Origin of the sequence: Peribacillus sp. CSMR9 (genome assembly GCF_033141925.1) — a bacterium.
Lineage (GTDB): Bacteria > Bacillota > Bacilli > Bacillales > DSM-1321 > Peribacillus > Peribacillus simplex_A.
In genome coordinates this window covers 1-2,172 of sequence record NZ_JAOPHO010000161.1, presented here as the reverse complement: position 1 = coordinate 2,172, position 2,172 = coordinate 1, and the positions used below count along the sequence as shown (strand labels likewise).

General features: G+C 33.7%; 2 protein-coding genes and 2 pseudogenes. 1 reads left to right on the top strand and 3 read right to left on the bottom strand.

Translation table 11 applies throughout. The annotated features are described in order from the left end of the window. Positions 1–105 precede the first annotated feature (105 nt). Positions 106–510 (bottom strand): annotated as a pseudogene (gene hepT, locus N9I19_RS24540) (type VII toxin-antitoxin system HepT family RNase toxin). An 18-nt stretch (positions 511–528) separates the two neighbouring features. Beyond that, positions 529–906: a type VII toxin-antitoxin system MntA family adenylyltransferase antitoxin gene (mntA, locus tag N9I19_RS24535; RefSeq protein ID WP_317779298.1), complete on the bottom strand. Its 378-nt coding sequence runs from the start codon at positions 904–906 to the stop codon at positions 529–531. A 351-nt stretch (positions 907–1,257) separates the two neighbouring features. On the opposite strand from mntA, the gene N9I19_RS24530 reads away from it, so the two are divergent. Next, a complete protein-coding gene (locus N9I19_RS24530) occupies positions 1,258–1,476 on the top strand; it encodes a hypothetical protein (RefSeq protein WP_317779297.1) in 219 nt (72 codons plus the stop codon). Positions 1,477–2,096: 620 nt separating this feature from the next. Here the strand turns inward: N9I19_RS24530 and N9I19_RS24525 are convergent. Next, a pseudogene (locus tag N9I19_RS24525) lies at positions 2,097–2,172 on the bottom strand (mannonate dehydratase); the annotation flags it as partial.

Genomic DNA, 2,172 nt, shown 5'->3' with positions numbered 1-2,172 from the left:
AAGCCATTGAAGACCAAATTAGAAATGCAGCTTAAGATTTAACTTTTTTGTGTCCAAAATATTGACTCAAATCCAGATTTTGTAATTCATCATAATACTCCTTTATTAAAATTTAAGGATTTGTTTTGTATAGTCAGTAAAATCCTCAAGATGGTTCGTAACGATTTGCTGCAAAATGTCTATATTAACCGTCTGGTAATCATGAACGGCTATGTTTCTGAAGCCCACCATGGCCTTTAATCGTTTGACATTATTTTCGTCAATAATTAAAGCCGCATGAAGCATATCAAAAGCATCTCTGCTGGTTTGAGGCAATCCCAATTTACGTTCAGCCACAATATGCATAGCCAAGTCGATTCACGCTTCGCAGGCCCTTTGTATATTGAGTATGATGGAGTCTTGTTTAGTATAGTCCTTTAGGTTTTCTGGATTATTTTCATATACAACCTTAACCCGGTTTATGCAACGTTCTATAACACTGATTTTGTTCAATATCACATCATTCTTCATAAATGGTCCCACTTTCTCCTATTTTTTTAAGATATTTTCGCGTTCCTCGTTCAATTTAGCGTACATGCTTAGTGCAGTCATTTGGAGGTTTTTAAGAAGAGTGTCGTTCGCTGAATATATAATTGTACCGGTAGTATATATCTGGGCTTTAAATACCGTGGATGCTGTACGGATGTTGACCAAATCCACCTCAATTTTCAAAATATCTGCTAATTCCTGTGCTAGCTGAAAAACTTCATATGTAGTAAGCGATTGATTCTCACTGTAAAAAGCAATATCGATATCACTGTCTTTATGTGTGGATTTTTTTGCATATGAACCAAAGATAATAATGAAAACGGGATCAATTTTTTTTATGAGAGTATCTTGAATGGTTTGAAACATCTTTGTATACATAAGACACGCTCCCTAAATTATTATATGAAGATTATACCAAACATTCATTCCCATGTCCATTTATTCGTAAAACTGAAATTTTACGCATAAATAGATACCTTTAATCAGAAATATTAATATTGAAATAGTTAGTTAAGACCTTTCAGAGAACCTTTGACTAACGGTAGTTTAGTTCTATACAAAATAAGAGACCACAATAATGCAAGACGGGGGGAAGAATTGCTCGTGGTGATTGAAGAACAGCGAAATAAGTTTATAAAGTTCGTCCAACAAGATCTGCTCGATGAAGCAATTTCCGGGAGATTTACATTAGAGTAGGATTTTTCGAGGACCTATTGTGAGGGGTTTTTTTTGATTCAAAAAGAGCTTGCTGCAGCTAACAATACATTTAAAAACTTGAATGCTACACTTAAATATGCGGAAGAAAAAGCTGGACAAGCTGATAAATTAGTCGCTGAACTTGAAAAAGAAATTGATTCAAGAAAATGTAAATGTATTTTTATTTTTGTATCCTGTCTCACTACAACAAGATTACTTGTTGTAGTGAGACAATTTTTTGAGCACTACTAACTTCCTATAATTTATCTTATGTAAACTAGAATAAATAAAGCAACCATCTGTTCGTATTGAACCAGATGGTAGTTGCTATATAACCTCCGACAGTTAGTTAGCTGAAATGGCTGTTTTTAGCATCCCCTATTATAAATTAAGACTAACAAAATTACCAGTCCCAACTCCATTGATTAATTTTCCTCTAGGGAATTTATACCACCCTTTCCATGATATAATAGTAGCATTAATTTAAAGAGGTGTATTATGAAGTGGTTAAAAAAGAACGAAGATAAAAAGGGACAATTTATTTTTAGTGATTATATTACTGAATATGCCCTTATGTTTTTATTATTTGCTTTTGTGTCCCCTATCTTTGGCATTTTTATAGTTAAAGTGCTTAAACTAGGTGATGCCTTTGCAGACTTAGGTGTTTACGGTGACTTCTTAGGTGGCTCCACCCTCCCATTTTTAACTATAATTACAATTGCATTTGTATATAAAACATTTAAACTCCAAAAGGAACAGTTACAAACACAAAAAGAAGAAATGGAAGCAACAAGAGCTTCACTTGATGAACAGAATAAGACAGCTCAATTGCAAAGATTTGAAAATAGCTTTTTCATTCAATTAAAAGACTTGATTCTTGGCAAACCAAAAATGGACCATGGCGGATCATCCGGGTGTATTGCCATTTTTATACCGCAAGCCTCTGCA